Source organism: Mesorhizobium sp. RCAM 06353, assembly GCF_059683585.1.
The window spans coordinates 1,954,806-1,979,834 of record NZ_CM185031.1 but is presented as its reverse complement, the minus strand read 5'-3'; the positions used below and the strand labels follow the sequence as shown (position 1 = coordinate 1,979,834).

General features: G+C 62.7%; 28 protein-coding genes. 14 read left to right on the top strand and 14 right to left on the bottom strand.

Translation table 11 applies throughout. The annotated features are described in order from the left end of the window. Positions 1–54 precede the first annotated feature (54 nt). Genes AC56QX_RS09340 through AC56QX_RS09325 form a run of 4 tightly spaced genes read left to right on the top strand, consistent with a single transcriptional unit; the run spans position 55 to position 4,752 of the window. Positions 55–1,674, top strand: a complete 1,620-nt coding sequence (locus AC56QX_RS09340) for a phytoene desaturase family protein (protein WP_497115432.1) — start codon at positions 55–57, stop codon at positions 1,672–1,674. Then, positions 1,661–3,226, top strand: a complete 1,566-nt coding sequence (locus tag AC56QX_RS09335; protein ID WP_497115430.1) for a phytoene desaturase family protein — start codon at positions 1,661–1,663, stop codon at positions 3,224–3,226. Before AC56QX_RS09340 ends, AC56QX_RS09335 begins: the two co-directional genes overlap by 14 nt. Positions 3,227–3,229: 3 nt before the next feature. Then, positions 3,230–4,489: an aminomethyl transferase family protein gene (locus tag AC56QX_RS09330; protein WP_497115428.1), complete on the top strand. Its 1,260-nt coding sequence runs from the start codon at positions 3,230–3,232 to the stop codon at positions 4,487–4,489. 2 nt (positions 4,490–4,491) lie between these two features. Next, complete coding sequence (locus tag AC56QX_RS09325) at positions 4,492–4,752, top strand: hypothetical protein (protein WP_497115427.1); 261 nt, start codon at positions 4,492–4,494, stop codon at positions 4,750–4,752. Between the two features lie 10 nt (positions 4,753–4,762). On the opposite strand, the gene AC56QX_RS09320 is transcribed toward AC56QX_RS09325, so the two are convergent. From AC56QX_RS09320 to AC56QX_RS09305, 4 genes are all read right to left on the bottom strand, one after another. After that, complete coding sequence (locus AC56QX_RS09320; protein WP_497115425.1) at positions 4,763–5,821, bottom strand: dipeptidase; 1,059 nt, start codon at positions 5,819–5,821, stop codon at positions 4,763–4,765. A gap of 146 nt (positions 5,822–5,967) precedes the next feature. Then, the gene (locus AC56QX_RS09315; protein WP_497115423.1) at positions 5,968–6,267 is read right to left on the bottom strand and encodes a GNAT family N-acetyltransferase; all 300 of its coding nucleotides are present in this window, start codon (positions 6,265–6,267) and stop codon (positions 5,968–5,970) included. A 2-nt stretch (positions 6,268–6,269) separates the two neighbouring features. Next, a complete protein-coding gene (locus tag AC56QX_RS09310; protein WP_497115421.1) occupies positions 6,270–6,890 on the bottom strand; it encodes an alpha/beta hydrolase in 621 nt (206 codons plus the stop codon). Between the two features lie 4 nt (positions 6,891–6,894). Beyond that, on the bottom strand, positions 6,895–7,827 hold the full coding sequence (locus tag AC56QX_RS09305) for a VOC family protein (RefSeq protein WP_497115419.1): 933 nt from the start codon (positions 7,825–7,827) through the stop codon (positions 6,895–6,897). Between the two features lie 225 nt (positions 7,828–8,052). On the opposite strand from AC56QX_RS09305, the gene AC56QX_RS09300 reads away from it, so the two are divergent. Further along, the gene (locus AC56QX_RS09300; RefSeq protein WP_497115417.1) at positions 8,053–9,624 is read left to right on the top strand and encodes an alkaline phosphatase family protein; all 1,572 of its coding nucleotides are present in this window, start codon (positions 8,053–8,055) and stop codon (positions 9,622–9,624) included. Between the two features lie 49 nt (positions 9,625–9,673). Here the strand turns inward: AC56QX_RS09300 and AC56QX_RS09295 are convergent, their stop codons facing one another. Further along, the gene (locus AC56QX_RS09295; RefSeq protein WP_497115415.1) at positions 9,674–10,990 is read right to left on the bottom strand and encodes a PRC-barrel domain-containing protein; all 1,317 of its coding nucleotides are present in this window, start codon (positions 10,988–10,990) and stop codon (positions 9,674–9,676) included. Positions 10,991–11,273: 283 nt separating this feature from the next. Between AC56QX_RS09295 and AC56QX_RS09290 the strand changes: the two genes are divergently transcribed. Next, positions 11,274–12,194: a diacylglycerol/lipid kinase family protein gene (locus AC56QX_RS09290; RefSeq protein ID WP_497115413.1), complete on the top strand. Its 921-nt coding sequence runs from the start codon at positions 11,274–11,276 to the stop codon at positions 12,192–12,194. Positions 12,195–12,223: 29 nt separating this feature from the next. On the opposite strand, the gene AC56QX_RS09285 is transcribed toward AC56QX_RS09290, so the two are convergent. Next, on the bottom strand, positions 12,224–12,397 hold the full coding sequence (locus tag AC56QX_RS09285) for a hypothetical protein (protein ID WP_497115412.1): 174 nt from the start codon (positions 12,395–12,397) through the stop codon (positions 12,224–12,226). Positions 12,398–12,533: 136 nt separating this feature from the next. Here AC56QX_RS09285 and AC56QX_RS09280 point away from each other — a divergent pair, with 136 nt between their 5' ends. Next, entirely contained in the window at positions 12,534–14,066 is a 1,533-nt protein-coding gene (locus AC56QX_RS09280) for a sensor histidine kinase (RefSeq protein WP_497115410.1), read from the top strand. Positions 14,067–14,097: 31 nt separating this feature from the next. Here AC56QX_RS09280 and AC56QX_RS09275 read toward each other — a convergent pair whose 3' ends face one another. From AC56QX_RS09275 to AC56QX_RS09265, 3 genes are all read right to left on the bottom strand, one after another. Then, entirely contained in the window at positions 14,098–14,556 is a 459-nt protein-coding gene (locus tag AC56QX_RS09275; RefSeq protein WP_497115408.1) for a hypothetical protein, read from the bottom strand. 11 nt (positions 14,557–14,567) lie between these two features. Beyond that, on the bottom strand, positions 14,568–14,894 hold the full coding sequence (locus AC56QX_RS09270) for an ElaB/YgaM/YqjD family protein (protein ID WP_497115406.1): 327 nt from the start codon (positions 14,892–14,894) through the stop codon (positions 14,568–14,570). Positions 14,895–15,123: 229 nt separating this feature from the next. Then, positions 15,124–15,885, bottom strand: a complete 762-nt coding sequence (locus AC56QX_RS09265) for a Crp/Fnr family transcriptional regulator (RefSeq protein WP_497115404.1) — start codon at positions 15,883–15,885, stop codon at positions 15,124–15,126. Positions 15,886–15,964: 79 nt separating this feature from the next. Here AC56QX_RS09265 and AC56QX_RS09260 point away from each other — a divergent pair, with 79 nt between their 5' ends. Next, positions 15,965–16,414 (top strand): response regulator, encoded by a 450-nt coding sequence (locus AC56QX_RS09260; RefSeq protein WP_497115402.1) that lies wholly within the window; start codon positions 15,965–15,967, stop codon positions 16,412–16,414. 42 nt (positions 16,415–16,456) lie between these two features. On the opposite strand, the gene AC56QX_RS09255 is transcribed toward AC56QX_RS09260, so the two are convergent. Beyond that, positions 16,457–17,008, bottom strand: a complete 552-nt coding sequence (locus tag AC56QX_RS09255; RefSeq protein ID WP_010911883.1) for an RNA polymerase sigma factor — start codon at positions 17,006–17,008, stop codon at positions 16,457–16,459. Between the two features lie 3 nt (positions 17,009–17,011). Further along, a complete protein-coding gene (locus tag AC56QX_RS09250; protein WP_497115400.1) occupies positions 17,012–17,215 on the bottom strand; it encodes a NepR family anti-sigma factor in 204 nt (67 codons plus the stop codon). Between the two features lie 222 nt (positions 17,216–17,437). Between AC56QX_RS09250 and AC56QX_RS09245 the strand changes: the two genes are divergently transcribed. From AC56QX_RS09245 to AC56QX_RS09220, 6 genes are all read left to right on the top strand, one after another. After that, positions 17,438–18,232, top strand: coding sequence for a response regulator (locus AC56QX_RS09245; RefSeq protein WP_497115398.1), 795 nt, complete (start codon positions 17,438–17,440; stop codon positions 18,230–18,232). A 205-nt stretch (positions 18,233–18,437) separates the two neighbouring features. Continuing rightward, entirely contained in the window at positions 18,438–18,602 is a 165-nt protein-coding gene (locus AC56QX_RS09240) for a DUF1328 domain-containing protein (protein WP_027031438.1), read from the top strand. Between the two features lie 188 nt (positions 18,603–18,790). Further along, positions 18,791–19,825: a sensor histidine kinase gene (locus tag AC56QX_RS09235; RefSeq protein ID WP_497115396.1), complete on the top strand. Its 1,035-nt coding sequence runs from the start codon at positions 18,791–18,793 to the stop codon at positions 19,823–19,825. A 113-nt stretch (positions 19,826–19,938) separates the two neighbouring features. Then, on the top strand, positions 19,939–20,115 hold the full coding sequence (locus AC56QX_RS09230; RefSeq protein WP_497115394.1) for a hypothetical protein: 177 nt from the start codon (positions 19,939–19,941) through the stop codon (positions 20,113–20,115). A 133-nt stretch (positions 20,116–20,248) separates the two neighbouring features. Next, positions 20,249–20,575, top strand: coding sequence for a hypothetical protein (locus AC56QX_RS09225; RefSeq protein WP_497115392.1), 327 nt, complete (start codon positions 20,249–20,251; stop codon positions 20,573–20,575). A gap of 83 nt (positions 20,576–20,658) precedes the next feature. Next, entirely contained in the window at positions 20,659–20,904 is a 246-nt protein-coding gene (locus tag AC56QX_RS09220) for a YMGG-like glycine zipper-containing protein (protein ID WP_497115391.1), read from the top strand. A gap of 91 nt (positions 20,905–20,995) precedes the next feature. Here AC56QX_RS09220 and AC56QX_RS09215 read toward each other — a convergent pair whose 3' ends face one another. The 3 genes from AC56QX_RS09215 to AC56QX_RS09205 form a co-directional block, all read right to left on the bottom strand. Then, entirely contained in the window at positions 20,996–22,636 is a 1,641-nt protein-coding gene (locus AC56QX_RS09215) for a CHASE domain-containing protein (protein WP_497115389.1), read from the bottom strand. A gap of 152 nt (positions 22,637–22,788) precedes the next feature. Next, positions 22,789–23,613: an ATP-binding cassette domain-containing protein gene (locus tag AC56QX_RS09210; RefSeq protein WP_497115387.1), complete on the bottom strand. Its 825-nt coding sequence runs from the start codon at positions 23,611–23,613 to the stop codon at positions 22,789–22,791. 12 nt (positions 23,614–23,625) lie between these two features. Further along, complete coding sequence (locus AC56QX_RS09205) at positions 23,626–24,957, bottom strand: sugar ABC transporter permease (protein WP_497115385.1); 1,332 nt, start codon at positions 24,955–24,957, stop codon at positions 23,626–23,628. Between the last annotated feature and the right edge of the window lie 72 nt (positions 24,958–25,029).

The following is a 25,029-nucleotide window of genomic DNA, read 5'->3' as shown; positions in this document are numbered from 1 at the left end:
AACCGCGCAGCGCCTCCCTTGGGAATTGCGTAGAAACAAAGAGACTGGGCCACAATGAAAGCTTGGGACGCGATCATCATCGGCGGCGGACACAATGGTCTGGTCAACGCCTGCTATCTGCAGCGCGCCGGGCTCGACGTGCTGGTGGTCGAGAAGAACGACTGGGTCGGCGGTGCCGCCACCAGCCGCGAACTGACGCCGGGCTTCCTCTACTCCAACTGCTCCTATGTCTGCTCGCTGTTCCGCCCCGAGATTATGCGCGACCTCGAACTGCCGCGCTTCGGACTGCAGGTCATTTCCTATGAGGGCGGCGCGGTGTTCACCCGCGACGGCGACTATCTCGCCAATTACCGCGACCACGACGCACACCGGCGCGAGTTCGCCCGCTTCTCCAGGCGCGACGCCGAGGCTTATGACCGCTACGCCCGCGACGTGACGCGGCAATGCCGCTTCATCCAGCCGCTCTTGATGCGGACCGCGCCCGATCCGACCAGCCTCAAACCGCGCGACCTCGGCGAGTTGCTCTATCTCGGCAAGAAATTCGCCGGCCTGTCGGCGGAAGAGATGGCGCTGACCCTGCGCTTCTGGACGATGTCGATCTCGGAGTTCCTCGACGAATATTTCGAAACCGATGTCATCAAGGTGAACTTCGCTTTGTCCGGCATCATCGGCACAGCGCTCGGGCCGATGTCGCCCGGCACGGCTTACGTGCTGCTGCATCACTATATGGGCGAGGTCGACGGCTCGGTCGGTGCCTGGGGCTATGCGCGCGGCGGCATGGGCGCGGTTACCAAGGCGCTGGCCGCGTCGTTCAAGGCCTCGGGCGGCACCATCCGCACCGGCGCCGAGGTCGACCATGTGCTGGTGAGCCGAGGCAAGGCCAAGGGCGTGGTGCTGGCCGGCGGCGAGGAGATTTACGGCAAGCTCGTCGTCTCCAATGCCGACGTCAAGCGCACCTTCCTGAAACTGGTCGAGGAAAAGGAACTGCCCGACATTTTCCTGCGCCGGGTGAAGAACTTCAAGATCCGCGGCTCGTCCGGCAAGGTCAACATCGCACTCGATTCGCTGCCGGAATTCCCGGCATTGCCGAAGGATTCGCCGGTCTATCGCGGCGACATGCATTTCACCGATTCGATGGAGCGCATGGAACGCGCCTATGACGACTGGAAGGCCGGGCGCTGGTCGGCCGATCCCTTCCTCGACATGGTGATCCCAACGACCCTCGACCCGACGATGGCGCCGCCGGGCAAGCACTTCATGAGCTGCTTCGTGCAATACGCGCCGCCCAAGGTGAACGGCAGCGAATGGACCGACGCTGACCGCGACGGTTTCGCCGAAAGCGTGATTGCGCAGATAGCCGAATACTCGCCGGGTTTTCGCGACCGCATCGTCCACATGGAAGTGCGCACGCCGCGCGAGATCGAGGCCGAGGTCGGCCTCACCGAAGGTAATATTTTTCAGGGCGAACTGACCTTCGATCAGCTGCTGTTCAACCGCCCCGTGCCCGGCTACGCGCAGTACCGCTCGCCGGTCGGCGGCCTCTATATGTGCGGCTCCTCGACCCACCCCGGGGGTGGCGTCATGGGCGCGCCGGGCCGCAATGCCGCCGCCGAAATCCTGCGCGATCTTGCCAAATCCACCTCGCATATGAGCCCGGCCCATGATGTCATTTGATGCAATCGTCATCGGCGGCGGCCACAACGGCCTCGTCGCCGCCGCCACGCTGGCCAAGGCCGGCCGCAAGGTCGTGGTTCTGGAAGCCGGCAATGAAGTCGGCGGCGCCGCGCGCACCGAAGAATTCGCGCCGGGTTTTCGAGTCTCCGCTATCGCTCATTTGCTGAACCGCCTGCATCCCGATGTGGTGAAGACCCTGGAACTGGAGAAGCACGGGCTGCAATTTGGCCGCGCCGACTTCCTGCCGTCGGTTGCCCTGTCCAGGGATGGCCCAGCGCTTATGCTGCATGGCGCCTATGGCGAGGTGCTGACCGGCGCCAGCTCATCCGAGCAATCCGCCTGGAAGGACTTGCGCGCGCAGTTGCTGCGCTATGCCAGCATCCTGAAGCCGTTCCTCTCCCGCCGGCCGCCCGATCTCGCCGGCATGTCGTTGCTCGAAACCGCTGCCCTCGGCCAGACCGCGCTGGCGCTGAAAAAGCTCGGCAAGGAAGACATGCGCGACTTCCTGCGTGTGTTGCTGATGAACGTCGCCGACCTGCTCGACGAACAGCTTGAAGATATCAGGCTGAAGGGCCTGCTGGCCTTCGATGCGACGCTTGGCAGCCATCTCGGCCCACGCTCGCCGACCTCGCTGCTCGGCCTCTACTATCGCCTTGCCGGCGAGACCGGCGGAGCGGCTGGCGCGCAGATCGTGCCGCAAGGCGGCATGGGCGCTGTCGTCGCCGCCATTCGCGCTTCGGCGGAGAAGGCCGGTGTCGTCATCCGCACATCGGTTGCCGTGGCAAAAATCATCGTCGAGAAAGGCCGCGCCGTCGGCGTCGCGCTCGACACGGGCGAGGAACTGCGCGCCAGGACTGTTGTCTCGGCCATTAGCCCGGCAACCACTTTCCTCGACCTTGTCGGATCGCGCGAGATCGACACCGGCTTCGTGCGCAAGGTGAAAAACATTCGCATGAAGGGCGATGCCGCCAAGCTCAATCTGGCGCTCGACCGGCCGCCGCAGTTCACCGGCGTCGGTGCAGCCGGCCACAAGGGCCGGCTGGTCATCGCGCCCTCACCCGATCACGTCGAGCGCGCCTTCAACCCGTCCAAATATGGCGAATTCTCACCCGAGCCGGTGATGGAGATTACGCTGCCCAGCCTCGCGGATTCGTCGCTCGCACCTGATGGAGCCTGCGTGCTGTCGGCGGTGATGCAATACGCGCCCTATGCGTTGAAGGAAGGCTGGGACGCCGGCAAGCCGAAATTCCTCAAGGCTGTTATGGCGCAGCTCGAGGCTTACGCGCCCGGCATCGGCAAAAGCGTTGTCCATGCCGAGCTTCTGACGCCGGCCGATATCGAGACGCGTTACCGCGTGCCGGGCGGCCATTGGCACCACGGCGAATTGCAGGCCGACCAGATGCTGATCTCGCGCCCGGTCTCCGGCTGGTCGGGCTATGACACGCCGCTGGACGGCCTGTTCCTGGCCGGCGCCGGTTCGCATCCCGGCGGCGGCGTCTCCGGTGCACCAGGGCTCAATGCCGCACGGCGCATCATTGCGATGAAGGGATAGGTCATGGCCCAGGCAACCAGGAAGAAGCCTATCTCGAAGGCAGCGGGCTCGGCTGTTTCCGCCCGCATCGCCGCGCAATCCCATTTCCGCACGCTGCGTCTCGGCACGCCGTTCCAGCCGCGCATCGATGCGTTGGCGAAAACCCAAGACTGGTACAATTGGGCCGGCTACCGCGCGCCGCATTCGCTGTGGGACGAGGAACTCGAATACTTCGCCATCCGCAGCCAGGCGGCTTTGTTCGACATCTCACCGATGACCAAATACCGGATCGAGGGGCCGGGAGCCGAAGCCTTCCTCGATCGCATTACCTTGCGCGATGTCACCAAGCTCAGGCCCGGCCGCGTCCACTACACGGCATGGTGCGACGACGAGGGTTTTGTGCTGGACGACGGCACGCTGTTCCGGCTGTCGGCGACGCGCTTTCGTCTCTGTTCGCAGGAGCGACATCTGCCGTGGCTGCTCGACAGTGCCATTGGCTTCGATGCGACGGTCGAAGAGGAAACCGAGGCCGTCGCCGGTCTCGCGCTGCAAGGACCGACCTCCTTCGCCGTGCTGCGCGATGCCGACTTCGCTGGCGTCGAGAAGCTTAAGGTCTTCGACCTTGCTGATTTCCCGCATGATGGCGGTACCGTCACCATCTCGCGCACCGGCTTCACCGGCGATCTCGGCTATGAACTGTTTGTGCCGGCCGACAAGGCGCTGAGCCTGTGGGACCGGCTGATGGCGGCGGGCGAACTGCGCGGCATCCGTGCCATCGGCTACACCGCGCTCAACCGCGCGCGGCTGGAGGCCGGGCTGATCGTTGCCAATGCCGACTTCACCACCGCCGAGCACGCCATTCGTGCTGATCGCCTGCGTAGGCCCGACGAGATCGGCCTCGGCTTCATGGTCGATCCGGAGAAAGGCCACTTCAACGGCCGCCGCGCCATTCTCGAAGCGCGTACCAAACGCAAGCTGCGCCATGTGCTGGTCGGGCTGGAGATCGAAGGCAACATCCCGGCCGAACACGCCATCGTCTACTACAAGAAAAGCCAGGAGGTTGGCCTGGTCAGCGCCGCCATGTGGTCGCCGATGGCCAAGCGCAACATCGCCATCGCCTCGCTGGCGCGGCCTTACGGTGATACCATGGTGGAGGACCTCTGGGTCGAGATCTACGCCATGCGCGAGCTGCAATATCAGAAGCTGATGAAGCGGGCCAAGGTGGTGGCGCGGCCGTTCATCAAGCTCGACCGCCGCACCGCCAACCCACCGGCGGATTTCTGACCATGGCCGACGAAGCGGACAAACAGCAAGAAGATGGGGAGGCCGCCGAACAGTGGGAGCTGGTCAACACCCCGCTCGGCGAGAAATGGTCGGGCCGCACGCGCTATGCCGCCGCCATGTTCTTCTACAAGCGCGATGAGATGAGCGCCGAGACACTTGAAGTCTACCGCATCTGTGCGCGGCTCGATTCGGAAAACCCGCTGCCGATCATTCGCGACCGTGGCGTCGGCAAGGACTGGCTCAAAAGGATCGGTTTCGAATAGCGCCTGCGCGCTATCCGATGGTTCTTTCGAGCATGCTCAGCCAGTTGCGGTAAGCGATCTTCTCGATCAGCGCACGGCCGAAGCCACGCGCTGCCAAGGCATCGATCAGCTTCGGCAGGCCGGCGACGTCGCCGATGACGGCCGGGATCATGGCGCCGTCGAAATCCGAGCCGAGGCCGACGCCATCCTCACCCAGCGCCTGCAGCAGGGAATCGACATGGCGCACCATGATGTCGAGGCTGGTGTCGGCATTCATGCGGCCGTCGTCGCGCAGGAAGCCGGTGGCGAAGTTGAGCCCCACCATGCCGCCGGACTCGCGGATGGCGCCGAGCTGCCAATCGGTGAGGTTGCGCGAATGGGTGCAGAGCGCATGCACATTGGAGTGGGTGGCGACCAGCGGCGCGTCGCTGAGCGCGGCGACATCGCGAAAGCCTTTCTCGTTCAGGTGCGAAAGATCGATCATGATCTTCAGCTCGTTGCAGGCCTTGACCAGCGCCTTGCCGGCGTCGGTCAGGCCCGGGCCGGTATCGGGCGAGGACGGAAAGCGGAACGGCACGCCGTGGCCGAAAGCATTCGGCCGGCTCCAGACGATGCCGAGCGAGCGCAGGCCGGCCGCATGCAGCACGTCGAGCATGGTGAGTTCGGGATCGATAGCCTCGACGCCCTCGATGTGGAACACGGCGGCGATCGTGCCTTTGGCCATCGCGTTGTGTATGTCGGCGGCAGTGCGGCAGACGGCCAGTGCTCCGGCCCGTTCCAGCCGGAACAGGATCGAGGCCATCGCGATCGTCGAGTTGAGCGCATCGGCGCGCGGCACCTCCGGCGGCAGCGGCTCGCTGTCGCTCGGTGCCAACGGGACCGCGCTGCGCCTGGCCTTCTCGACCGGCGGCGGGAAGATCGCGAACATGCCGCCGGCAAAGCCGCCGGCTTTCGCACGCGGCAGATCGATATGACCGCCCGACTTCCCCTCGATGAACAGCTTTTCGACGTCCGTGTCCTTCGACTGATAAAGTCGCAGCAGCGTATCGTTGTGGCCGTCGAAGACGGGGACGAGGTCTGTTTCGGTCATAGGGGGATCATTCACTTCGTTTGTCGGCACGGCGATATATCATATCTAGGCAAGATATCCGGTCGCGGCAAATTACAAAGCCAATCGGCTGCGGCGATCGCCCCTTCTTCCCATGCACACCGATCGACGAGGTGCTTGCGCTCCCCCTACCGTTTCAGCACATCCGCCCATTCCGGATGCCGACGGAACTGGGCGTTGGCGAAAGGACAAAGCGGGATGATCTTCTTGCCCACTGCCCGCGCATCCTCGACGGCGCGGGTGACGAGCCGAAGCCCGGCACCCTGGCCGCGAAATGCGTCCGGCACTTCCGTGTGGTCGATGATGATCTGGTGTTCGCCGATCTTGGTGAAGGTCATCTCGGCCTCGGCGCCACCGGGACCGCGCAGGACATAGCGACCCTTGGAGCCGCGGTCTTCCAATTCGATTTCGGGCAGTTGGTCGGGCATTTCTACACTCCTTGAGCGACACCGGCGAAGAGCCGCCGGGCCGCCTCGATTTCATTCGGCCGCACCTCGTGCCCGCCTTCGTGCCACTCCACTGTGACATCGGCGCCATCGGCACGCAAATAGGCCTCAAGCCGCGTCGTCAGGTTCGGCGGGCAGATCGGGTCGCGCTTGCCGGCGGTCAGCAGGATATGGCGACCGGTAAGGTTGCCCTTCACCTGCGGTTCGAACGGGATCAGCGGATGCATCAGCACCGTGGCGTCGAACAGCTCAGGCTCGGCGAACACCACCGACGCCAGTATGTTGGCGCCGTTGGAGTAGCCGAGGCCGAGCACCGCCGACGGCTTCGCAGCCTCGACATGCGCCTTGATGAATTCAGCCATCTTGCTCGTCCCCCGCGCCAGGTCGCCCATGTCATAGACGCCCTCGCCGGTGCGGCGGAAAAAGCGCGCCGCACCGTGTTCGGACACATCGCCGCGCGGCGAGATGATGGTGGCCTGGGGCACGAGATCGCGGCCAAGCGAGACGAGCTGGCTCTCGTCACCGCCCGTGCCGTGGAAGACGAAAAGCAAGGGACCGCCCGGCGAACCGGGCAGCATCTTGTTGATGTAAGCGTCCTTGCTCATGGTCTCAGCCTTCCAGCTTCTGCAAATGCTGTTCAAGATAGGGCCGCAAATGCTGGTGCTGCGTCGGCAGCTTCAGCGCTTCGCCCAGATGAGCGGTGTCCTCATCCTTGTCGAAACCAGGCTCGTTGGTGGCGACTTCGAACAGCACGCCGCCCGGTGTGCGGAAATAGATCGCCCAGAAGTAGTCGCGGTCAATCACCGGCGTTACGCCATAGCCCGTATCCATCAACGCCTTGCGCACTTCGAGCTGCTTGGCGCGGTTCTCGACGGCGAAGGCGACATGGTGGACCGAGCCGGCGCCGAGATCGGCGAAGGCCGCGGTCGGCAGCGATTCGATGTCGACGACATCGGCGCCGTTGCCGTTCTTCACGGCAAGCCGACTGATAGAGCCTGATTTATCGACTTCCTCGTAGCCCATGAACTTCAACAACTCCTCGGTGGCGCCGCCGTCCTTCAGCCTCAGCGAAACCGAGTGGAAGCCACGGATCGCCTCGTCGGTCGGAATGCCGCCTTTTGCCCATGGCGCACGGCTGTCGGCCTTGTCCTCGACGAGCGCGAAACTGTCGCCGTCGGGGCCGGCAAATCCGAGCCGCTTCTCACCAAAACTCTCCTCGCGGGAAACACCGCTCACGCCTTCGTCGGCGAAGCGCTTCTCCCAATAGGCGAGCGTGCCTTCCGGCACCGAGTAGACCGTCGTGCCGACTTCACCAACGCCGTGGCGACCCTTGCCGATGTTGGGAAACGGAAAATAGGTCATCACCGAACCCGGCGTGCCGGCCTCGTCGCCATAGTAAAGGTGGTAGACATCGGGCGCGTCGAAATTGACTGTCTTCTTGACCCGGCGCTGGCCAAGCTTGTGGGTGAAGAAATCATTGTTCTGGCGGGCATCCCTGGCCATCGAGGTGACGTGATGCAGGCCCTTGATCTGGTCGAGCATTGTCTTGCTCCTTCCCTTGTGTTCGTGCGGCCCTTGCCGCTGTCCACGCCAATATGAGGACACGACCGCTTGCGGCAAAGGCGGCAAACACAGAATGGACTGTGCTGTAAAAGTGAACAATAAAAAGAGAGTTGTTCACCAATCGACTAACACGGGCGGTCTTGCGCCCTTGCCGGAAATCGGTTCCATGAACGGCATTCGACCATCCAGCGAAAGGTATCGCACGTGACAGGAAAAGCCAGGCGCCCGAATGTTCTCCTGATCACCTGCGACCAGTGGCGCGGTGATTGCCTGTCGGCCGCAGGCCACCCCGTGGTGAAGACGCCGAACGCCGACGCACTGGCTGCCGAGGGCGTTTTGTTCAAGCGCCACTATGGCGGCGCCGCACCATGCTCTCCAGCCCGCGCGTGCCTCTACACCGGCCTCTACCAGATGAACAACCGCGTCTGCCGCAACGGCTCGCCCCTTGACGCCCGCCATGGCAACATCGCGCTGCATGCGCGCAGCATCGGTTACGATCCGACGCTGTTCGGCTACACCGACGTGTCGCTCGATCCGCGGCTGCTCGCGCCAAGCGATCCAAGACTGAAAAGTTATGAGGGCGTGCTGCCCGGATTCACGGTTCGCCAATGGTTGCCCGAGCATCAGAAACAGTGGCTCTCCTGGCTGAAGCAGCAAGGCATCGATGCCAGTGCCGGATTTCCGGACATCCACCGTCCCGTGGACGAGGAAAATGACGCTGACGCGGTGACCGAGGCGCCGCCGATCTATTCGAAAGACCAAACGCCGACGGCTTTCCTTGCCGGTGAGTTCATCCGCTGGCTCGGCGAACAGGAGCAGTCCACGCCCTGGTTCGCGCATCTCTCCTTCATCAGCCCGCATCCACCCTTCATCGTACCGGAGCCCTACAACACATCATACGACCCGGCCGACGGCCCGGCTTTTCACCGAGCGGAGAGTTGGCGGGCCGAAGCCCAGAGCCATCCCTATCTCGGCTATGATCTCAGCCGGCGGAAACGCGCGAATTTCCGCCCCGGCGCCGCAGGCTATGTGCATGACTGGAGCGAGGATGATTTTCGCCGCATCCGGGCGATCTATTACGGCATGATCTCGGAGGTCGACGCACAGCTTGGCAGCATATGGCAGTCACTGAAGGCTTCGGGCGCGTGGGACGACACAATCATTGTCCTCACCTCGGACCACGCCGAGATGATGGGCGACCATTTCATGCTGGGCAAGGGCGGCTACTTCGACGGCAGCTACCACATCCCGCTGATCATCCGTGATCCGCGACATCGCAAGGCTGCCGGCAGCACGGTCGATCGCTTCACCGAAGCGGTAGACATCTTGCCCACGCTGATAGATCTGCTTGGCGAGGCCCCCGAACCGCATCTCGACGGACACTCGCTGAAACCATTCCTGAGTGGCGGGACCCCCGCTATCTGGCGCGACGCCGCGCATTGGGAGTTCGATTTTCGCTCGATCGCCGGCGGCGAGGCCGAGCAGCATTTCGGCATCGCCTCGCGCCAGTGCAACCTAGCAGTCATCCGCACCAAAAAATTCAAATACGTGCATTTTGGCGGCGGTTTGCCACCTTTGCTTTTCAACGTCGAGACGGATCCCGGCGAACTGACCAACCTTGCCACCAGCCCTGCACATCTGTCCACCCGTCTGGAATTCGCCGAGCGGCTTCTCGCCTGGCGGGCCGAACATCTCGACCAGTCACTGGCGCTGGCGGAGCTGACGGAAAATGGTGTCACCGGTCACGTCGCCGGTCTTCCTCCTCGCCTGACATAAAAAAACCCGCGCCGTTTTCGGCGCGGGCTTTTTTATCGGCTGAACGAGATTACTGCACGATCAAACGCTGCTGGTCGCGCTTCTGCGCATAGCTGCCTTTGTCATAGGCAGGCTGCGCCTCGAGCTGTTCCTTGGTGAAGGTCGTGTAGAGATACTTCTTGCCGTCCTTGTCGGTCATGAACTTCAGATTATCCAGGCCGACCGCTACTTCCTTCTCGCCAATGCCAAGGAAGCCGCCGACATTGACGATCACTGCGTCGGTCTTCTTGTCAGGCGCCAGCACGACATCGCCGATCTCACCAACCTTGGCGTCATTGGCGCCGTAGACCGTCGCGCCCTTCAGATCGTCGGCCCTGATCTCGCCGACCGGCATCTCCGTCAGCGTCGATTTGTCGATGGCCGCGGTCTGTGTCTGGTCGGGAGCGGCGGCATCAGGGGCCGTAGCCGCTGTCGCCTCGGCAGTCTTGTCCGCCGGTGAGGCAGCAGGAGCCGTGGTCGCGGCTGGAGCTGTTGCCGCAGGCTCATTGGAGGCCGTCGTTGCCGGCACCGGGTCATAGGCCTTGCGGTTGAAATCCGGCTGCGCCTGCAGCTCTTCCTTGGTGGTCTGCGCTACCAGCCAGCGGTCGCCTTTCTTCTCCGCCCACTGTGCCTTGCTGAAATCATAGGTGACGTTCTTGGCGCCGAGGCCAAGGAACCCACCCACGCCGATCACCAGCGATTCGGCCTTACCATCCTTGCTCAGCACGATGTCGTCGACGCTGCCGATGTTCTGCGCATCATCGCCGGTGCCGTTGTAGACGGTCTCGCCGATGATGTTGGTGGCGAGATTTCCATCAGCACGCTTCACCGGCTCGGCCGCGGCAGGCGCCTGTGCGGTATCCGTGGTCGCGGGCGCTGTCGGTGCTGCTGCGTCGGTAGAAGTGGCAGGCGCCGGTGCCGCCCCGTAGGGCTTGCTGTCGAACTCCGGATGCGCCGTCAGTTCGTCCTTGCTCGTCTGGGCAACCAGCCAGCGGTCGCCGTTCTTCTCGGCCCATTGCAGCTTGTCGTAGTCGAAGGCGACGTTCTTTGCGCCAACGCCAAGGAAGCCGCCGACGCCGATGACAACCGATTTCGCCATGCCATCCTTGTCGAAGACGACATCGGTGACCTTGCCGATGTTCTCGGCATCGTCGGCGGTGCCATTATAGACGGACTCGCCGATGATGTTGGTGACGATGCTGCCTTCGGCGCGCGGCACCGGAGCGGTGGCCGCAGGCTTCTGGACGGCAGGAGCGGCGGCCGGAGCCGGGGTCGTCGCGGTCTGCGCAAAGGCGCCCGTCGCGATCAGCGTTGCGAGTGCGGTCGTGGCTAAAAGGGTGCGGATCATGGTGGTCTCTCCTGATGCGTGATTTCGTGTAAGCCGCGCCCCGGTCAAAGCGTCGCTGAGAAGATTGGCGCGGCATCTCTACGGGTTCACAACGTCGTGACCATGCTGTTGTTCCGACAAAATTCGCGCGGATTTCTCAGCGAAAAAACACAAAGCGGTTGTGCGGCGGCCGAAGAACACGCGCCGAATTGCGCCTTTCCAACGGAACCTTTCCCGCATCGCCACGTTTCAGCCTACGGCTGGGTTTTCCCGGTCTGTTTTGGGTTGGCATACGGAGCGGGGCATGAAATTTGCGGCGGTGCTGAACCGGGACGGTGGCACCTTGCGCACCACCGACCTTGCCGCTTTTTCCGACAGGATGCGTCAGACGCTGGAAGCGGCAGGCCACTCGCTGAGCATCGACGTGGTTGCCGGCAAGGACGTGGTGGAAGGCCTCGACAGCGCTGCTTCGCGCGGCACCGTCGACGTCTTGCTGGCCGGTGGCGGTGACGGAACCATTTCAGCGGCGGCCGCCAGGCTGATGGGCAAGAAAAAGGCGCTTGCCATCTTGCCGGCCGGCACCATGAACCTGTTCGCGCGTGGCCTCGGCATTCCGCAGTCGCTCGATGCCGCGCTTCAATCCTTCGCCGACGGCGAGATCATCGCGGTCGACATGGCCACGGCCAACGGCCGGCCCTTCATCCACCAGTTCTCGATCGGCATGCATGCCAAGATGGTGCAGCTGCGCCAGGGGATGGAGTTCGGCTCGCGCCTGGGCAAGATCGGGGCTTCGGCGAAAGCAGCGTGGGCGACGATCAAGAACCCGCCGGCGATGAACGTCACGCTCGGCATTGGTGAAGCCGAGATCACGGTGCGCATATCGGGCATCGGCGTCACCAACAATCTGTTCGGCGAGGGCCACCTGCCCTATGCGGACAACCCTTCGGGCGGGGTGCTCGGCATCTATGTCACGGTGGCGCAGCAGCGCGCCGAACTGGTGAAGTTCCTCTTCAATGTAGCGCGCGGCAAATGGCGCGACAACGAACATGTCGAAATCCATCAATCCGACCGCACCGTCCTGAAAATCCATTCCGGCAGCAGAAAGTTCCGCGCTGTCATGGATGGCGAACTGGTCAGGCTGGAGCGCGAGACGACGATCGAAATTCGGCCTGGCGCGCTGAATGTCCTAGTGCCGGCCAGCATTGCCGCGGCAAAGGCGGCCTGATGCGATCTCGAACGATGACGGCCGAAAATCTAGCCGCGCGGCACATTTCCTTGCTCCGTCGCCGACGTCTTGGCCGCCTGACCATAGATTTCAGCGATGCCCCAGGCGGCGAAGGCCAGAAGCAGCGCGGCGATCAGGATACGAAGGCCATGCCAGCCCCACCGCCCCTGACGCGCTTTGTCTTCGGGAATGATCTTGGTCATGGTGGGTCCTTGTCTCGTTTTGTCCCGGCCAGCCCGCTCGGCAAATCACGGTCGGGTAACGGTTCCTTGTTAGGATGGTTCCGAGGAAGCCGGGCCCACAGGGTAAGACGGCGGGAGCCAGGCATTGGGGATTGGCTTGCATAGCAAGGCGGAAATAGGGGCAAGCCTGCCGGCCGAGGTGGCGCTTGCCGTCAATGCCGAGGACCGGCTGGCCGTGCTACACGGGCTGGAGATGCTGGATACGGCGGCCGACCCGGATTTCGACCGCATCAGCAGCCTTGCCGCGGCCGTCATGCAGGCGCCGATCGCCCTGGTTACGCTGGTCGATCTCGAGCGGCAATGGTTCAAGTCGTGCGTTGGCCTCGACGAAAGCGAGACCGCCACCGACATCTCCTTCTGTGCCCACGCCATTGCCGCCGGCGACGATCCCATGGTGGTGACGGACGCCACGGCGGACCTGCGCTTCAAAAACAACCCGCTGGTCACCGGCAAGCATCATGTGCGCTTCTATGCCGGCGCGCCGATGCTGGTGGCAGGCGCCAGGATCGGCACGCTGTGCGTGCTCGACCGCAAGCCGCATGCCTTTCCATCACAGGCCAAGCTCGACCAGTTGAAGACGCTGGCCGACCTTGCCGCCAGCCTGTTCACCTTGAAGGACGCGACGCGCAGCGGCGCCATTGCCGAGGCAGCCCTGGCGCGCGAGGAAAAGCGACGCGCCATCGCGCTCGACGCCGCCTCGCTCGCCAGCTGGGCATGGGACATCCGCACCGATATGATCGAATGCGATGTCCGGCTTTCGGAGCTGTTCGACCTGCCGCGCTCGACCCGGCTGCGCGCACGCGACATCCTGACCGCCATCGATCCGCGCGACGTCTACCAGACAGAAACCCGCTTTCGCGATGCCTTGTCCGGCAGCGACGACTATTTCGGCGAATACCGGGTGAAAGGCTTTCATCCGCCGCGCTGGGTGGCCACGCGCGGCCGCGTCATCGAGCGCGACAGCGACGGCAAGCCGACACTGATCTTCGGCGTCAACTACGACATCTCCGAACGCAAGCTCGGCGACGAACGGCAGCGGCTCCTGCTTCGCGAGCTCAACCACCGCGTCAAGAACACGCTGGCGACCGTCCAGGCGCTGGCGACGCAGACCGTGCGTCATGCCCGCCAGCCGAGCGAATTCCTCGAAGCCTTCGGCGCCCGGCTTCAGGCGCTGGGTATCGCCCACAATCTCCTGTCCGACCGCGAGTGGCGTGGCATCGGCATCCGCGAGCTCGTCCAGATCGAGATCAGGCCCTTTGACACAGCCGATCAGCCGCGCATCACCATCTCCGGCGCCGACCTGTTGCTGTCGCCCGACCGGGCCGTCGGCCTCGGACTGATCCTGCACGAACTGGCCAGCAACGCACTGCAATACGGATCGCTGTCGGTTGCATCGGGCAAGGTCGATCTCGCCTGGAAGACACAAGGCAAGAAGGGTGACCAGCGCCTAGTGCTGACGTGGCGCGAAAGCGGCGGACCAAAGGTCGCCCCGCCCGAACGGCACGGCTTCGGCTCGATCCTCATCCGCCGCAGCCTGGCCAAGGTCATTTCAAGCGAAGTGGCCCATGAATTCCGGCCGGAGGGGGTCTTCGCCGAAATATCGCTTCCTCTGGAAGATCTGTCGAAGTGACGGATGTCTGATCCGAGGCCGGGCGCCGACGTTACTTCCCCTCGCCGGCATCCGGATCGTCGGGCTTCACATTCTCACGGTAGATGGCATAGGCGGCGAGCGCCACGGCCGGACCGAGAATGACCCCGAGGCCGCCCTTTCCCTTGAGCAATGTCGGCAGCACGGCGATTGCTGCTGTGATGCCGAGCGCCTTCATGTCGGCGTTGCGCCGCCTTGCCGCGCGGCGGGCACGGGAGCCGGACATCAACCGATGGATCAGAAGGACGAGGCCCGCGATCACCAGGAAGCCGACACCGAAACCAAGCGCCGCCTCCTGCGATCCATAGCGGGCCGCGGCCCAGATATAGGCTGCCCCGACCAGGAAGCCGAGACCGCAGAATGCCGCCAGCGCGGCAAGCGCATAGGCGATGGCCGCCGTGCGCGCACGGCGTATAGCGGCCACGGTTTCACCCGAGGCGAAACCCGAGAGCAGGGATGCCAGCAAACCCATCTCAAGCGGAACTAGCGACGCGCAAGCAGCGCGAAGAGGAAGCCGACGCCAGCGGCGATCGCCAGCGACGTCACCGGCTTTTCGCGGACATTTGACAGCAACTGCGCCTCTATGTCCTTGGCACTGCCGCGAAGGTTGTCAAACGCGGCCTCGCCCTGCGCGCGCAATTGCTCGACGCCCTCGGTGGCCGCGCGGCGGGCAGTGCCATAGCCATGTTCACCGGTCTTAGCCAACTGCTTGGTGAGCTTGTCGATATCAGCCTTCAACTGCCGGATGTCGGCTTCGAGGTCCGAATTCGCCCGCGCTTCGTTGGCGGTCTTTCCTGCGGCGGTTGCCATTGCTTAACTCCTTGTGATTGCTCGATTTCAAACGCGCCGTGCGTCTCAAGGTTCCGGCATCGGGATAAACTAGAGCAACTCCAGGAGAAGTGTGAAACGGTTTTCCGTCCGAAGTTGCATCAAAAACAAAGAAATAGGGCAGTTCGCTGTTTCCGTGAAACAGTGGACTGCTCTAGCCGAAAAGCTTTTCGTGCGCACCAATCGCCAATACACCGCGACAGGCACTTCGTCATATCAGCGGCCGGCGGCCCTCTCCCAGCCCTTCCCAGCCGGCGAGCGACTTGAGCCCCTCGGTATCGACGACCTCGCAACCACCATCGCGCCAGAGGATCAGCTTGCGGTCCATGAGCTTGCGAATCGTCTTGTTGGTGTGAACCAGCGACAGGCCAAGCGTGTCGGCGATATGTTGTTGCGTGATCGGTATCTGGATGGATTGCTTGCCGTTCAGCCCGACAACCTTTGCACGGCTCGCTATGAAAGCAATCAGATAGGCCGCGCGCTCAATCGCGCTGCGGCGGCCGACGCTGAGCAGGTTCTCATCCAGCATGCGTTCTTCACGCGATGCGATCCAGGTGATGTCGTAGCCGAGGCCCGGATGGCTGCGGTAGAGCTCGTGCAGATTGTCGCGCTCGAAGACGCAAAGCAGCATCGGCGACAAGGCCTCGACGGAATGCTGCATTTCCCCCATGACGCTGCCTTGCAGGCCGATGAGATCGCCAGGCATGAGGTAATTGAGGATCTGCCGACGACCGTCCGGCAACAGCTTATAGCGGAACGCCCAGCCTGACAGTACCGTGTAGAGATGGGCGCTGTGGCTGCCCTCGACCAGCACCGTCGCGCCCTTGTCGACCGCGAGTTCCCCCTTTTTGAACCTGCTGATGAAAGCCAGTTCCTCCTTCTCGAATTCCCGGAAAACCGGCAATGGCCGTAAAGGACAATTCTCACAAGGATACTGGCGGCCGGAAAAGGCACGCCCATTCTGGCTTGGCATTTCGACCCCTCTCGAAAGCCTGCCGTTCAGCAGGTACGTCTAAACGTTTTGCCGGGATCAGAGTTCCGGGGTTGAAGGCATGTCTTTTTTAAATGACAACACACGCAATAGCGATCATGACTCCCGGCGTTTCAAGGAGCCTCCACCTGTGCCCACATTGCTTGACGGATTGCGGATTCTTGTCCTGGAGGACGAGTTCCTAATCGCCATGGATGTCGAGCAGCTTTGCCGCGACCACGGTGCACAAGAGGTGGTCATCGCCCGGGACCTCACGGAGATCGATGGCCGAGAGGTCGCAACGCAATTCGACGCGGCCATCGTCGACCTGATGCTGGGCGGCACCTCGACGCTCGAATTCGCCGCCGGCTTGCGTGAAACGGGCGTCCCTTTCGTGTTTGCCTCCGGCTATTCGGACGCGGACGAGATCAGGTCATCCTTTCCAGGGGTGAGGCTGGTCACCAAACCCTATTCAGGCGACGATCTCGTCGAAGCGGTGGCGCGGGCCTACGGACGCGGTTCTCCGGGGTGAGTTTGATACAGCAGGTCCGGATCGCGAAATCCGGACCTTACATCAGTGTGCCGCCGTCCCCGTGACCTGGGCCGAGATCGCATCGGGGCCATATTCGTCCTCGCCGGAGATCTTCAGGATCTCCTGCAGGCGCGTGCGGGCCCTGCTGACGCGGCTCTTGATCGTTCCCACCGCACAGCCGCAGATTTCGGCGGCTTCCTCATAGGAGAAGCCCGATGCGCCGATGAGGATGATGGCCTCGCGTTGGTCCTCCGGCAATTGCTCGAGAGCGCCACGAAAATCCTTGAGGTCGAGTTGGCCGTGCTGGGCCGGATGCACGGCAAGCCTGGCCGTCATGATGCCGTCGCTGTCCTGCACCTCGCGGCCGCGTTTGCGCATCTGCGAATAGAATTCATTACGCAGGATCGTGAAAAGCCATGCCTTGAGGTTGGTCCCGGGCTGGAAGCTCTCATGCTTGTCCCAGGCCTTGACCAGCGTTTCCTGAACGAGGTCGTCGGCCTTGTCGGCATTCTGCGTCAGCGAAACGGCAAAGGCCCGCAAGCTCGGGATTGCCCCAAGCAGATCGGTCTTGAAGCCTTGGGAGACCGCGGCCATGCCTCAGTCCTTCTTCTGTGCGGGTTCGGTCTGTTCCAATTGGCTGAGCAATTGGGCAAAGCGATCCGGCACGTCGTCGGAGACCAGCTCGTCATAATATTGTTTGAGTTTTCGCCCGATTTCGGAGTTGGTCCCGAGTGGGTCGCCTGCTCCGTTCCGACGCCTGCCTGCGGCGCCAGTCAAAATATCTTTCGTCATATCCTTCATTTTGCCCTTATATCCCCAGCACCCAGGCCGCTCATATTCAACGCAACACAACGCAAGCGGCACCCTCGTCTGGTTGCCCATCCCGTCACGAAACGCCGTTACCGCCTATTCGTTCCATATGGGCGGAACTTTTTCGGAAACCCCGCGTTGTATTAGCGGGGCTTGCAATAAGCTTGACCTGCAATCCAAGCAATTACGTCATTCTGAGGGAGACGTCTTACCATGAGTTTATCTGCTACCATCGCACCGCACCTGCCGTTCCTGCGCCGCTTCTCGCGCGCCGTCTCGGGATCGCAAGAGAGCGGCGACGCGCTGGTCGCTGCGATGCTTGAGGCCATCATCGCCGACGTCGATATTTTCCCGGAGGCCTCGAGCGACCGTATTGCCCTGTACAAGGTTTTCGCCAAACTCTTCACCTCGATCGCTATCCGCGTGCCGCAGGAGCAGGCACAATCGGCGTGGGAGCAGCGCGCCGCCGCCAATCTCAACGCGATCGCGCCCCTGCCCCGCCAGGCCTTCCTGCTGGTTGCCGTCGAAGGCTTCAGCGAGGACGAGGCGGCCGAGATCCTCGACGTCGGCGACCAGCAATTCTCCGAGCTGCTTGCCCAGGCAAGCAATGAGATTTCCCGCCAGGTGGCGACGGACGTGCTCATCATCGAGGACGAACCGCTGATCGCCATGGACATAGAGGAAATGGTCGAGAGCCTCGGTCATCGTGTCGTTGGAACGGCGCGCACACACTCCGAAGCGGTGACGATGTTCGGCAAGACGCGCCCGAAGATGGTGCTGGCCGACATCCAGCTCGCCGACGGCAGTTCGGGCATCGATGCGGTCAACGAGATCCTGTCGTCGACCTCGGTGCCGGTGATCTTCATCACTGCCTTCCCCGAGCGCCTGCTGACCGGCGAGCGCCCCGAACCGGCGTTCCTGGTGACCAAGCCGTTCAATCCCGACATGGTCAAGGCGCTGATCAGCCAGGCGCTGTTCTTCGACCGGCAGGCGAAGGCAGCCGCATAGTTTCGCTGCTTTCCGGCAGGGAATACCCGAAATCAAAGGCCGTCTGATGCGATGCATCGGGCGGCCTTTTTGTGGCCGAACCCATCACCGAGAATTTCGAGGGGGTTCCACCTGAACCATTTGCAAGCATCGCCTTTTTCGGCAAATGGTGGAACAAACCGCATCCACCCACGTTTTCATCGCACCATTCGGAAGGAGATGAACCATGCTTTACTGGGCGCTCGTATTTCTCGTCGTGGCGATCATAGCCGGCGCGCTTGGTTTCGGCGGCATCGCCGGCACGTCTGCCGGCATAGCGCAGATATTGTTCTTCATCTTTCTCGCTTTCCTGGTCATTTCGCTTCTTGCCGGCCTGTTCAAACGGGCGTGAGGGCGAACGATTGTAGAGGAACACTGGAAGCCGCACCCCTCAAACGGTTTCCAGCAACCGCCGAGCGGTGTCCCTAAAAGGACACCGCTCGGCGGACCCCTTTTTGGAGGATGCTCGGGGGGATTTCATTTTGGGAACCCATTTGAGAGTGGGCCGTTCAGCGTGAGTTGGATGGACAGATTTGACCGATGCGTTCCTGGACTGCAGATAAAGAGGCAAGCACACGGAGCGACGAAGTCATCGCGCTGCATCCTGCCGAAAGTGGCATGCAGCTTGGCCGGGCTCTTCTTCATGCGCTGCACAATGCCGGCATTTCCGTCCTCTATCAGGATCGTGAGATGAAGACCGTCTGGGCTCGCAACATGCGCGCGCCCTGGGTTTCGGACAGTACCGACAGCAATGGCATACTGCCGGTGGCACAGGCCGACCGCATCAGCGCCGCCAAGCGCGATGTGGTCGCGACCGGCAATCCGGAGCGCCTTGAGATCAGTGTTCCGGTCGAGAATGGCGTCCGCTGGTTTCAGGTCTGGGTCGATGCCGACCGGGGCGATGCCGGCGACGTGCAAGGTGTCGTCACCACCATGGTCGAGACCACCGAGCAGAAGCGGCGCGAACAGACACTGACAACGCTGCTGCGCGAGGTCAGCCACCGCTCGAAGAATCTGCTGGCGATTATCCAGAGCATCGCGACCCAGACCGGTCGCTATTCCGACGGCATCGGCGATTTCCTGACACGCTTTCGCGGCCGGCTGCAGTCGCTGGCCTCCTCGCAGGATCTGGTGACCTCCTCGAACTGGCGCGGTGCGGCCCTTCATGAACTGGTGACGAGCCAGGTCGGCCGCTACCGGGCAAACACATCACACAGCCTTCGCTTCCGGGGCGCAGCAAACCCCTATCTCAATCCCAATGCCGCGCTGCATATCGGCCTGGCGATGCATGAACTTGCCGTCAATTCGGTCAGCTACGGCGCCTTGTCCCGGCAAGATGGATTCGTCGAAGTGACCGCCAATCTCAACAGCGCGGCCACTGGCGAGGTCGCCCTGTCGCTGACATGGGCCGAAACCATAGGAGCCGATGCCGGTCGTAATCAAAAGCGCTTCGGCAGCGTCGCGCTGGAGCGGGTGGTGCCGACATCTCTGAGCGGAACCGCGAGCCTCGACATCGCGGACGGCCACCTTGAATACCGCCTTGTCGTCCCGCACAGCAATTTCGAGACGCAGTGAACGGCCTGCGGCAACAACGATCCTTAACCGGCCGTTCACCATAAGAGCGGATGCTGTTTTACCCAGATACCGCCGCAATCCGCTGGGTTGCGGCACGGTGTGGGGAGGAATGCGTGACAGTCGCCGACATGAACAGGCTGGAACAGGCCGCCCGCGTTTCGATGGGCGAATTTCAGGATCCCCAAGCTTCCGCGGAACCGCTTTCCCCGCCGCATCACACATTGCTGTGGGGCATCGTGCTGGCGGCGGTCGCGACAATTCTCGTCATCGCCTTGTTCCAGCTGACCTGACCGAAATCCGATCCTGGTAATAGTGCGCAGTGTTTAACCGCTTGCTGCAGCGGCATTTATTAGCGTGTCATCTCGACCGCTCAGGAACTTTTGACCGATACAGGCCGTTATTGTGGCGAGAGGGCATGTCGCCATGGAACACATCGCCGCATTTTTGCTTGTCATCGGTTGCACCAATTCAATGACCGAGTGCCGTGAGTTGCAGGTGCCGGTGAGCATTTTCGAAACCGCCGACGAATGCACCGCCGAACGTCCCTTCGCCATGGGCGACGTACAGGGACAGGCGCAGCACATCCTCGCCAAGTGTCTCGCTGTCGATCCCGCGCTCGAGGATGACTACGATCAGATCGTCTGGAATGTACACCCCGATGGTAACCTTGACGCCTCGCTTGCAATTTCCAGCCTGGTCATGGCATCAAACGCAGTGCGCTCAGAAAAAGACTATCTTAGCCAACAATAAATTCCGGCAGCAAAGGCCATCATTTCGTGCTAAATGGCTGTTGGAGCTTACCAAAGTGTGGACACAAAGTGAGGAGTGACTCAATGCGGAAAATGATTATTGCCATGGTTGCAATGGCTGCTCTCAGCGGCTGCACATCGACCGAGCAGGACGTCGTCGGCGGCGGCCTGATCGGCGCCGGTATCGGCGGCCTGGTCGGTGGCGGCAAGGGCGCGCTGATCGGTGCGGCTGTCGGTGCCGGTTCCGGCCTGCTGGTGCGCAAGCTGCAGAACGGCTATTGCCAGTATCGCGACCATCGCGGCCGGATCTACACGGCCCGCTGCAACTAGTTCGGCGATAACAGTCAATCCGGAGACCGGTTCGCCGGTCTCCGGATTTCCACGTCCGATCGCTCCATTCCTTCCGTCTGACGGCGCGCCGTCAGCCCGTGAGCGGAATTTTTATTTCCACCTTCAGACCATCGGCCTGAAAATCGCGCTTGATCGTGCCGCGCAGCTCGCGCGTGACGTTAAGGTCGATCAGCTTGGTGCCGAATCCGGTCTCGGCCGGCGCCTCGACTTTCTTCTTTCCGGCCTCCCGCCAGTTCAGCGCCAGCGTCCGCTCGCGCCCACGCCCTTCCACCGACCAGTCGACCTTGAGCGCCCAATCACTCCGGAGCGAATTGGCGGAATTGCCGGCGTCGCCATATTTCAGCGCATTGGTCGCTAGTTCATGGAAGGTCAGGCCAAGCGCCTGCGTCGTGGTCTCGTCGAGCAGCACCTCCGGCCCAGACAGGAGACCCTCGGGCAGGTCCTTGCCGAACACCTGGCCAAGCTCGATGCGCAGGAGATCGGCGAGATCGGCCTTCTGCCAGCGCGAGCGCGTCAGCATGTCCTGGGAGGCCGCCATCGCCTGCAGCCTGGCTGAGAAGGATGCCGAAAACTCGTTGACGTCGGTCGCCCGCGAAGCCGTCTGCCGCGCGATCGCCAGCACCCTGGTGATCGAATTCTTGATGCGATGCTTCATCTCCTGCAGCATCAGGTCTTTTTCGAGCAAGCTCTTTTCGGTCGTCTCGTGCAGGCGCGATGCCGCCTCATAGGCCCGCTCCTGATAGCGCGCCACCAGCGCGATGGCGCCCGCCGCCAACAGGCCGAGCAGCCCCAGCATCACCGGAATGGTGCGCGACGACGGCTGCGAGAAGGCGCTGGTCGGCCTGAACAACACCGTCCACGGGCGGCCGGCCACCGTGATCTTGCGGGTGACCAGCAACCGGTCGCCAAGGGATGAAGCCGGCGGCGTCTCCGACCGGAACAACAGGTCGTCGCTGTTGACCGCGCCGTCATAGATCTCGGTGTTGACCGGCAGCAGCGGCGCCCGGCTGAGCGCGATCTGGAACAGGTCGCGGGCCCGGAAGGCCGCGTAGAGAAAGCCCGCGGTCGAGGATCGCGATGCGTTGATGACCTCCGGCGCGGTCTCGACATTGAGCCGCACAAAGACCAGGAAGCCGGTGAAGGTCTGCGTCGCACCCGTGCCCTGGCCCAGTTGCACCAGTCCGCTCGCATGCTGCTGGTCATCGGCCATTGCCTTCTCGATCGCCGCGCGCCGCACCGGCTCGCTGAACATGTCGTAGCCGATGGCAGCCTGGTTGGACGGGTCCAGCGGCTCGAACAGCATGATGGGCGCACGCCAAGGCTGCGTCGTGTCCGGATAGACCGGATGGCTGGCCCCGAAATCGTGGAGGATGTCACGTTCGACCGCCGCTTCGTCACCCGTCTTGACGAGCCCGATGAAGCCGATGCCGCGCAGGCCGGCGAAATTATTGTCGACATCCAGCGCGTTGAAGAACGCCTTGAACTCGCTCTGGGAGATGTCGCCATTGCGGGCGTCGAACAGCGCCTGCGTCGAGCGCAGCAGCGACAAATGCAGATCGATCCGGCTCTCGATTCGGTTGAGGGCGTCGTCGGCAGCCGCTTCGAACTTGATGCGGGAGGCTTCCTGCGTCGCGAAATAGGCGAACCCCGCCATGGTCATGCTGATCAGCGCAACGGCGATGAACGCGACAATCGGAAAGAGTTTCTTCAACGGATGATGCGGTCCATGGGGCAACACCGGACCTTTATGGGCAAGTCATCAGGCCAACACAATGCCAAGGCCAAGCCATGGCGATCACTGGCATATCACGTGAGCGGCAACCGGCCATGCCCGGTCAGCCCATACCGGGCCGCCGGCAGGCCTCAGGCCGCGATCTTCAGCGCGCCAGGCCCGGGAATGGCGCCCGGAGGACATTTACCCAGGATGATCATGCCGAGCACCTCGTCCTGCGTGACATCGGTGGTGCGCGCGGTGCCGACGACCTGGCCGTTCTTCATGACGCAGACCCGGTCGGCCAGCTCGAACACATCGTGGATGTCGTGGCTGATCAGGAAGATGCCGATACCATCGGATTTGAGCTGCTTGACCAGTTCGCCGACCTGCGCCGTTTCCTGCGGGCCAAGGGCTGCGGTCGGCTCGTCCATGATCAGGATGCGGGCGTTGAACAGGATTGCACGTGCAATCGCCACCGATTGCCGCTGGCCGCCAGACAGCTTGATCACCGGCTCCTTGAAGCGCTGGAAGCGCGGATTGAGCCGGCCCATGACCTTGCGTGCCTCGGCCTCCATCGCAACGTCGTCGAGCGTGCCCCAGGCGGTCATCAGCTCGCGGCCGAGGAACAGATTGGCGGCAGCGTCGACATTGTCGGCCAAAGCGAGCGTCTGGTAGATCGTCTCGATGCCGTATTTCTTGGCATCGCGCGGATTGGCGATCGAAGCCTCCTCGCCATTGACGAAGATCTGGCCGGCATCGCGCTTGTAGGCGCCGGACAGGATCTTGATCAGCGTCGATTTGCCGGCGCCGTTGTGGCCGAGCAGCGCCACGACCTCGCCGGGGAAAAGATCGATCGAGGCATCATCGACGGCGCGAATGCCGCCAAAGGCGATCGAGATGTTGCGCATGTCGATCAGCGGCGTGCCAGTGGGGGCAGTTGTGGGGGCAGTTGCGGGAGCGGTTTTGTCAGCCATGATTATTCTCCCCTAAACCCGCTTGCGATAGACGGTGTCGAGCCACACCGCGATGACCAGCACGGCACCAACGACGATGCTCTGCAGCGGCGAGTCGATGCCGAGCAGCACCATGCCCGACTGCAATGATTGCATCAAAAGCGCGCCCAGCATGGCGCCCATCACCGTGCCGGCGCCGCCGGCGAGCGACGTACCGCCGATGACAGCGGCGGCGATGACCAGAAGCTCGTCCAGTGTGCCCAGCGCATTGGTCGACGCGTTGAGCCGGGCCGACGAGATCGCCGCGCTGATCGCGGCCAGCACGCCCATGATCATGAACACCTTCATGGTCACCCAGCGCGTGTTGATGCCGGCAAGTGCGGCCGCCTCCGGATTGCCGCCAATGGCGAAAACATAGCGGCCGAAACGCGTGCGCTTGGTGATGAAGGTCATGATAATGCCGACAGCCACCGCCATCAGCACCGGTATGGCAACGCCATGGGCGATGAACAGCCCGCCTTCGGGAAGGGTAATGCCGTTCTGCTGGGCGTACTGGCGCACGATGCCGATCGGCCATGGATAGGAATTGGCGATCCAGACGGCGCCAAGGATAGCGGCGCAAGCAACCACGCCAAGCAAGGTCTCGGCCCAAACTGGGCGCAGCGGAAAGTTGAACCGCTTGCGTTGCGACCTGCCGTTGAGCAGCATGAAGGCAACCGCCACGCAAGCGACCACACCGACGATCCAGCTCGCGGTAGCGCCGATCGAGCCGCGTGGTCCGCCGCCCATCAGCTGGAAGGTTGTGTCGAGCGGCGCGACCGTGCGCCCGCTGGTGATCAGCCATGCCATGCCGCGCCAGACCAGCAGTCCGCCAAGCGTCACAATGAAGGCCGGAACCTCCATATAGGCGATGATGAAGCCCTGGAACGCACCGATCAGGAGACCCAGCACCACACCGGCCGCCAGCGCGATGATCCAGAGCCACGGATTTCCAAGCTGGAAACCCATGACGCGAATGAGGAATTCGGCCTGCGCCACACCCATGATCATGCCGATCACGCCTTCGACGGATCCGACCGAGAGGTCGATGTTGCGCATAACGATAACCAGCACCATGCCGGTCGCCATGATCGCGACCGACGAGGTCTGCACCGACAGGTTCCACAGATTGCGCGGTGTCAGGAAAAGCCCGCCCGACAGGATATGGATGCCGACCCAGATGACCAGCAGCGCACCGACCATGCCGAGCATGCGTGTGTCGAGTTCGGTAGCCTTGAGAAACCGTCCAACGGCGCTGAGTTCGGATGCACGCGCCTTATCCGCCGCAGTGCTGCCGACCGGTTGATTAGAGGTCGTGTCGGTCATGCTATCCTCCCACCGGTTTACCGTCTGGCGCGGGTGCCGGAACATGGATGCTATTTGCTTGCCGCAGTCATT